The following is a 7,585-nucleotide window of genomic DNA, read 5'->3' as shown; positions in this document are numbered from 1 at the left end:
TTTAAGATAAGGTCCCATTATGGTCGAAAACGAGAGTAAATCACCAGAATCATGTGATAACAACTGCTCTGCATGTCAACAGAGTTCAGACTGTGGACAGGCGAATAAACTCCCTCCCAAAGCAAATCTCGATGTCAGGCATGTCATTCTTGTATTATCTGGAAAAGGAGGGGTAGGTAAATCCACCGTAGCAGTGAACCTTGCGTATGCTTTATCAAACCATGGACGCCAGGTTGGCCTTCTCGATCTAGATATTCACGGACCAAATGTACCCAAGATGCTCGGGCTGGAAGAGCACCAACTCAGTTCTGAGGATAATAAAATCATACCCGTACGAGTGACAGGATCTTTGCAGGTTATCTCAATGGCATTCCTTCTACCAGAAAAATCTGCACCAGTTGTCTGGCGTGGAGCTATGAAGGCAGGAGCCATCAGACAGTTCCTTGAAGATACCAAATGGGGCTCACTTGATTATCTTGTTGTTGATCTTCCACCAGGTACCGGGGATGAAGCACTGACTATCGCCCAGATCGCTCCAAACCTGCGTGGAGCAGTAATAGTCACAACACCACAGGATGTTTCAACCCTTGATTCAACGAAGGCAATCACTTTTGTTGAGATGCTTAAACTTGATGTCCTGGGAGTAGTTGAGAACATGAGTGGTCTGACTTGTCCACATTGTGGTGAAGTAATTGATCTCTTTGGAAAGGGTGGTGGCGAGAGAATTGCAGAAGAGCATCATGTTCCATTTCTGGGAAGTATCCCACTCGATCCCGAGATGCGCAAGGCAGGAGATGAGGGACGTCCATTTATTATTAAGCGCAAAGATGAAACTCCCAGTTGGAAGGCAATCAACTCTGTTATGGAGAAACTTGTAAGCATTGTAGAAAGGTGAGAATGGACTATTTAAGCATTCTTTGTGGGAAGGAAGAGGCCATCCCCCTCTACGATCAAGTTGTTCTGTGTCTTCAGGATATTACACTCCTGCCTGAATTAATAGAACCAATATTTCGTGAAGCTGGAACACTCAATGAACAACTCATAGATAAATTCAGATTTGGATTACTCAGGGTTCAAATCTACTCTGAGATTCACAGAAATATGGATCTGGAGGAATCACAGAAGATGAGATATGTATCAGAGATGATTGAACGTGCAATCTTTGGTGGATTATTCATTGAACGCGAAAATTATGTTTCAGAATAAGTGGTGTTCTGATGGACTGCAAGAACGAATTTTTTGTTATCAGAATCCCTGATACTGGCTCTATCCACGAAGCCGTAGGGATTATCGCAGACACAGGGATTACGGTTACTCGATGCCACTTCAACCGATCGATAGATCCCAAGACCTCTTTTCTTTCAGTACGGGGAACATCTGAAGGTTGTCAGAAAGCCATGACGGCACTATCTCTCAAGGGATATTTACAGTCTGAGATCAGATACCCAAAAACATTCAGGTTTACCGTCATCGTACCAGATATTCCCGGAACTCTCCACCGGATCCTGATGATTCTTGATGAATATAAGGCTGAGATTACTTCATTGTCATTTGATAACAGAGGCAAGAATCCAGACCGGCTCCACGTGGCTGTAAGAGTGCATGATCTCTCCCTAACCAATAAACTAATTGATGCAATTCAGGTTCATTACAAAATAGAAATCGAGGGATATGACAGTGGTGATGACGACTCTGACGGTTGCCTCTTCTATCATCGTTATGCCGAACGTGTGAGGGAGATTCTGGGTGAAACCGCTGATCCATACCTTCTGAATCTGCTCAATCAGTTTAGTCACATTGCCCAACAACTGACCGAATATGGAAAAGAATACGAAGGAACACTGGAGCAGATCCTTCAAAATGGCAGACGTCTTGCAGAAACAACCGGGAACGGATTTTTTGCAGATGTGCAAAAGATACAGGTGACTTCACATATCTGGTTATACTGTTTCCAGCTTCCAGGAGGCGGCAGTATCTTTATAATAGATACCCCGACCGGGCGCATAATGGTAGATACCGGATATGGAATCTACCACTATGACGTCATGAAAATGTTCAAACACTATGATCTAGATGGGGCTCCCGGATTCTCCCGAATCATCATGACCCATGGAGATACCGATCACTGTGGTGCAGCTGGATACTTTAATGCCCCAATTTGGACTCATGAAGGCACATGGAATGTTATCAAGACCAATAATCGTGCATATGGGGCATGCTCAGAAGATCTTGTGTATGAACAGGTTTACACCGTAATGATCAATCTCTTCGCCAGAATGCATCCACCGGATAAAGTCAACCTTTTTCCTCCGCCAACTGGAGAGAAAGTCGGTGACTTTCCATTACTCTGTCGGTTTGATGAGAATGGAATTGCAGGAGAAATAATAGAAGGGTTTGGGGGTCACCAACATGGGATGGTGTATCTCCTCTGTCGTGAACTTGGGCTGCTCTTTACATCAGACACCATTCTTAATCTGAAACATCTCACCCCTGACCGGAGTGAGTATAATGGGTTTGCTGTTTACCTGGTCAGGAGTGTTAATGTAAATCCAGACCTCGTTAAAAATGAACGTAAAGATCTCATGAAAATTGCACAAGATCTTGATACAGAATTACAGAAGGATGGAAAGCGCCTGATAATATGTTGTGGGCATGGACCGCTATCGATTCTAAATAACGGTGATCTAATCCCCTATGGTACGATTGAACAATACCACCATGACACCTGACCAATATTATTCAATCTTTTTTTCTAGACTTCGATAATTTCTGTGAGTTGCACGGTATCCTGATGTATCATAGAAGGTAACCTGTATCTGGATGAATCAGCATCGTGTGCAGGAGATGATGCGTCTCATGGCATCGCGTATCGACGCCATCGCCTCCCATTTATCAGATGAAGAGGTTTCCCGGTTCATCAAAGAACTTATGGAAGCTAAACGGATCTACGTGATGGGCGCTGGAAGATCCGGCCTTGTGGCAAAAGCATTTGCCATGAGACTCATGCATCTTGGTATGATCAGTTACGTGGTAGGTGAGACAATTACACCAGCGCTGCAGAAAGGTGACGTGATCGTAGTCCTTTCAGGCTCTGGTAAGACCAGGACGATTGCAGAAATCGTCCAGACTGCGAAGGAGATTGAAGGGCGGATCTGTCTGATAACCTCTAACCCGGACTCGGTAATTGGCAAGATGGCTGATTCATGCGTGGTAATAGAAAATTACCGCGACAAGGTCCCGGACGAGAGTGTTGAATTCGAAATACGCCAGATGCTCGGAGAACATCGTTCATTTGCCCCGCTCGGAACATTATTTGAAACGGCCGCAATGACATTCTGTGATGCTGTAATTTCCAGACTTATGGAGATAACAAGTACAGATGAAGCAGAACTAAAGGGGCGTCATGCAAACATCGAGTAATCAGATGAAAAAAATAGCCCAGCGGGCACTCGATATTGAGATGTCTGGTATCAGGAAGTTCTTCCAAAATGCCAAGCCAGACTCGATAAGCATGGCCCTCGGCCAACCAGACTTTGATACACCCGAACATATAAAAAAAGCAGCAATTCAGGCGATCAATGAAGGGAAAACGGGGTACACTTTCAATGCAGGACTTCCAGAGCTCAGGGAATCAATCTCGAAAAAATTAAAATCAGAAAACGGACTCAGATATCATCCAGACCAGGTCATTGTAACTGCAGGGGCAGGAGAAGCTCTGTTCATTGCAATTCAGGCTCTTGTAAATCCAGGTGACAGGGTACTAATTACAGACCCCGGGTTTGTTTCGTATGAGGCCTGCACAACCCTGGCAGGGGGTGTGATGGATCCACTCTCCCTTGACAAGAATCTCCACATCGATGTTAATGCAGCTATTGAGAAGATGGAAGGAGCCAGACTTCTAATTCTTAATTCTCCATGTAATCCCACTGGAACTGTTGAATCTGAAGAGACAATTCGTGCGCTTGTTGAGAGTGCAAACGATGCCGGTGTAACAGTTCTATCTGATGAGGTGTATGAGCACTTCATATATGGGACAAAGCATACCAGCGCGGCACAGTTCGGTGACGACGTCCTGACTGTTAATGCTACAAGCAAAACCTATGCTATGACTGGATGGAGGATTGGTTACCTCGCTGGTCATCCTGAATATATTCAACAGTGTCTCAAGATCCATCAGTATTGTCAGACCTGTGCAGCTTCAATATCCCAATACGCAGCGTATGCCGCATTGACTGGTGATCAGGCATGTGTCTCAGTCATGAGAGATGAATATAAAGCACGTCGGGATTTGCTCTGCAACGGCCTGTACGATCTTGGATTCAGGTTTCCGATCCCTGAAGGTGCGTTCTATGCCTTTGTCCCAATGGGGGAGGAAACAACGAAGAAAATACTGGATTCAGGAGTCATTGTTGTTCCGGGTGATGCATTCGGAAAAAATGCTTCGGAATATGCCAGGTTTAGTTATGCAACATCTCGTGAAAATATTGCCGCTGCGCTTGAACGTATCGGCAAAGTAGTCAGGTGAATTCATGGTTTACGATTTACTCAAGAAACTCTCTGATGCCCATGGGGTATCCGGGTTTGAAGACAACATTAAGGATATTATCAGAAAGGAACTTTCCGGACATGTGGATGAATTCAGAGAAGACTCCCTAGGAAACCTGATAGCTGTTAAGAAGGGATCTGATTTTTCTGTTATGATTGCATCGCACATGGATGAAATTGGCCTCATGGTCCAGTATATTGATGAGAAGGGGTTCATCAAATTCGTTGGTATTGGCGGCTGGTATAACCCAAGCATGTATACAAGAAGGGTTATTCTTCATGGAACCAAGGGACCAATTCCCGGTGTCCTAGGTGGAAAACCTCCACACATTATGACTCCCGAGGATAGAAAGAAAGAGATAAAAATTGATGAGCTCTTCATCGATATCGGCGCCACATCTGCTGAAGAAGTAGCAGCCCTGGGTATTGAGATTGGAACACCAGTCACCATTGATCAAGAGTTTACACATCTTGCAGGAGACCGGGTATCAGGTAAAGCACTTGACAACCGGGTTGGTGTGGCAGTCCTTATTGAAGTTATCAAACAGATGAAAACCGCGATGACGGTTTACGGGGTGTTTACAGTACAGGAAGAAGTAGGGCTCAAAGGAGCCAAAGTCAGTGCCTTTGCTCTCAATCCGGATATTGCCATTGCAACCGATGTTACAATTCCAGGAGATCATCCAGGAGTCAGCCGTAAAGATGCGTCACCAGAGATGGGGAAGGGTCCAGTACTGGTTTTAGCAAGCGCAGCTGGACGCGGCCTTCTTGCAGACAGACGCCTGACAGCATGGCTGCGAAGTGCAGGTGACAAGGCGAAGATACCCTATCAGTTAGAAGTAGGAGAGGGTGGCAACACAGATGCAACAATCATCCACCTGGTTAGGGATGGAATTCCAAGCATTCCATTCTCAGTTCCGGCACGATATATCCACTCACCAGTTGAGATGGTTGATCTCAAAGATGTTTACAGTAGCATAGATCTTCTCGTAGAAGCACTGAAGAAAAAACCTAAACTCTGATATCAATTATGGGCCGGTCCGGGAGGCCGGTTTCGTAATTATTTTCTTATCAGATGTTGATTCAATGCTATGAACGGCCACCTGTTGCCGGTGATTCTCTCTATTACCGCCATATGCGGAATTGCAATACTGCTTTTTTCTTCAGTTACAGCAGATTATATTCCATTACCATCGTTTGGGATACCACCACAGAATTCTGTTCCTGTCTTTGATGCAGCCCAGTACCAGACACAGACTTCAGTAGAAAAGGAAGATGTTACCCCAGGTATGACCATGTATGTCCAGCGCCCATATGGATATATTAAAAGTACTCAGGCTAGCCAGGTTAATCTCTCGATCATTAAGACCAATATTGAACGCATCTCTAAGTCAACTTCAGTGATTAAAGGTGAAATCAAAAATCTTGATGAAAAGACCATAGATCTCATTGTGATCACTTTCAATCTTTATAATGCAGATGGAGATCAGATTGGAAATGCCTATGCTTCAATAGATTATCTGGCACCAAAATCAACCTGGAAATTTGTTACAGATCCAATTGAGCGATCTGATTTCCAGTTTGAACAGTATGGTTCAATATATGCAGGAGTGTTTGGATAGTCATCATCATACTCCTGCAGTATTTCGATAAAAGGGGGAAATATTGTAAAAAATTAGGGGCAGAGTGGCTGCAGTTTTTCAATTACCCGGTCAACCTGTTTTATTGATGTCCCCATATAATTATTAGGATCAAGAAGGCTTTCAATCTCTGCGGTAGGGATAAACCGGGTCACTTCAGGTGTCTGAGCAAGGAGGCTTGAAAGCGGTTTTTCTGCTGCAAGTGCCTCCATACTTTTAACCCTGATAATTTCATGTGCCTCTTGTCTGGCCATTCCCCGTTTCGTCAGTTCAATCATAACCGATTCGGCCATGTTGATCCCATGCAGAAACATAAGATTTTTGTGTATCCGGTCTGGTTTCAATACGAGTCCTTCGATCACTGTTGCCATCAGTTTGATGATATGATCACACAGGATGGTTGCTTCAGGAAAGAGGATCCTTTCTGGTGATGAGTTTGTAAGATCACGTTCATCCCAGAGAGTATTATTCTGAAAAGCAGGTTCAACTGAGGAGCGGACAATCCTGGCAAGTCCGCATACCTGCTCACTGCGTATGGGATTTCTCTTATGTGGCATTGTTGAGGACCCAACCTGCTTGGCCCCAAACGCCTCCTCCACCTCGCCGATTTCAGTTCTTTGCATGGAACGAATCTCAACACCAATTTTATCAAGTGTTGTTGCAACGTTTGCAAGGAAACAGAAATATTCTGCATATCGGTCACGCTGAATCACCTGATTTGATACATCCACGCTCCCGATACCAAGGAACTCCATCATATAAGTCTGAACATTTATTCCATGATCTCCCATTGCAGCCTGGGTTCCAACGGCACCTGTCATCTGGCCAACACATACCCGGGGAATCATCTGCTCAAGCCGCTCAATGTGGCGCCCTATTTCACTCGCCCAGATTGCAAACTTGAGACCGTAAGTGGTGGGAACACCATGCTGCCCATGTGTCCTGCCCATGCAAATAAGATTTTTTGTCTCTTCGGCCCGGGAAAGAAGAGCTTTAAGAAGATGCCGAAGTTTTATATTGAGGATAGTTGTTGCATCCTTTAGTTGAAGACCAGTGGCTGTATCGAGGATATCATTGGAAGTAGCACCATAGTGGACCCACCTACCAGGCTCACCGCAAACCTCAGAGACTGCTCTGACGATGGCCATCATATCATGGTGAATCTCATCTTCGATCTCCTTGGCCCGCTCTAGACTCGCATCAGCTGCTGATGCTGCAATTGCATCAGCTGCACCCAGGGGAATCATACCTTCCTTGGCTTCCGCACGGGCAAGTGCAATTTCTGCATCAATTATTCGACGAAACCGATGTTCCTCGGTCCAGACCGCCTTCATTTCAGGTGTCCCGTACCTGAATTCAATCGGATGTATTGCCATTGATTATATGTCTCTTTCATGAGT

At 44.9% G+C, this 7,585-nt stretch carries 8 protein-coding genes; 7 read left to right on the top strand and 1 reads right to left on the bottom strand.

What is annotated here, in order from left to right; translation table 11 throughout:
- The first annotated feature begins 19 nt into the window (after nucleotides 1–19).
- The 7 genes from VN429_RS01335 (at nucleotide 20) to VN429_RS01305 (ending at nucleotide 6,167) form a co-directional block, all read left to right on the top strand.
- The gene (locus tag VN429_RS01335; RefSeq protein ID WP_325628975.1) at nucleotides 20–895 is read left to right on the top strand and encodes an Mrp/NBP35 family ATP-binding protein; all 876 of its coding nucleotides are present in this window, start codon (nucleotides 20–22) and stop codon (nucleotides 893–895) included.
- Nucleotides 896–897: 2 nt separating this feature from the next.
- A complete protein-coding gene (locus VN429_RS01330) occupies nucleotides 898–1,206 on the top strand; it encodes a hypothetical protein (RefSeq protein WP_325628973.1) in 309 nt (102 codons plus the stop codon).
- Nucleotides 1,207–1,217: 11 nt separating this feature from the next.
- A complete protein-coding gene (locus tag VN429_RS01325) occupies nucleotides 1,218–2,729 on the top strand; it encodes an MBL fold metallo-hydrolase (RefSeq protein WP_325628971.1) in 1,512 nt (503 codons plus the stop codon).
- A 91-nt stretch (nucleotides 2,730–2,820) separates the two neighbouring features.
- On the top strand, nucleotides 2,821–3,420 hold the full coding sequence (hxlB, locus tag VN429_RS01320) for a 6-phospho-3-hexuloisomerase (RefSeq protein WP_325628968.1): 600 nt from the start codon (nucleotides 2,821–2,823) through the stop codon (nucleotides 3,418–3,420).
- 4 nt (nucleotides 3,421–3,424) lie between these two features.
- Nucleotides 3,425–4,525 (top strand): pyridoxal phosphate-dependent aminotransferase, encoded by a 1,101-nt coding sequence (locus VN429_RS01315; protein WP_325628966.1) that lies wholly within the window; start codon nucleotides 3,425–3,427, stop codon nucleotides 4,523–4,525.
- A 4-nt stretch (nucleotides 4,526–4,529) separates the two neighbouring features.
- Complete coding sequence (locus tag VN429_RS01310) at nucleotides 4,530–5,567, top strand: M42 family metallopeptidase (RefSeq protein ID WP_325628964.1); 1,038 nt, start codon at nucleotides 4,530–4,532, stop codon at nucleotides 5,565–5,567.
- Nucleotides 5,568–5,636: 69 nt separating this feature from the next.
- Nucleotides 5,637–6,167 carry an FxLYD domain-containing protein gene (locus tag VN429_RS01305; RefSeq protein ID WP_325628962.1) on the top strand — a complete coding sequence of 177 codons (531 nt, stop codon included), beginning with the start codon at nucleotides 5,637–5,639 and terminating at the stop codon, nucleotides 6,165–6,167.
- 53 nt (nucleotides 6,168–6,220) lie between these two features.
- Here the strand turns inward: VN429_RS01305 and purB are convergent, their stop codons facing one another.
- Nucleotides 6,221–7,561: an adenylosuccinate lyase gene (purB, locus tag VN429_RS01300; protein ID WP_325628960.1), complete on the bottom strand. Its 1,341-nt coding sequence runs from the start codon at nucleotides 7,559–7,561 to the stop codon at nucleotides 6,221–6,223.
- Nucleotides 7,562–7,585: the final 24 nt, after the last annotated feature.

Source organism: Methanospirillum sp., from assembly GCF_035560735.1.
GTDB lineage: Archaea > Halobacteriota > Methanomicrobia > Methanomicrobiales > Methanospirillaceae > Methanospirillum.
This window is presented reverse-complemented; position numbering and strand designations above follow the sequence as displayed.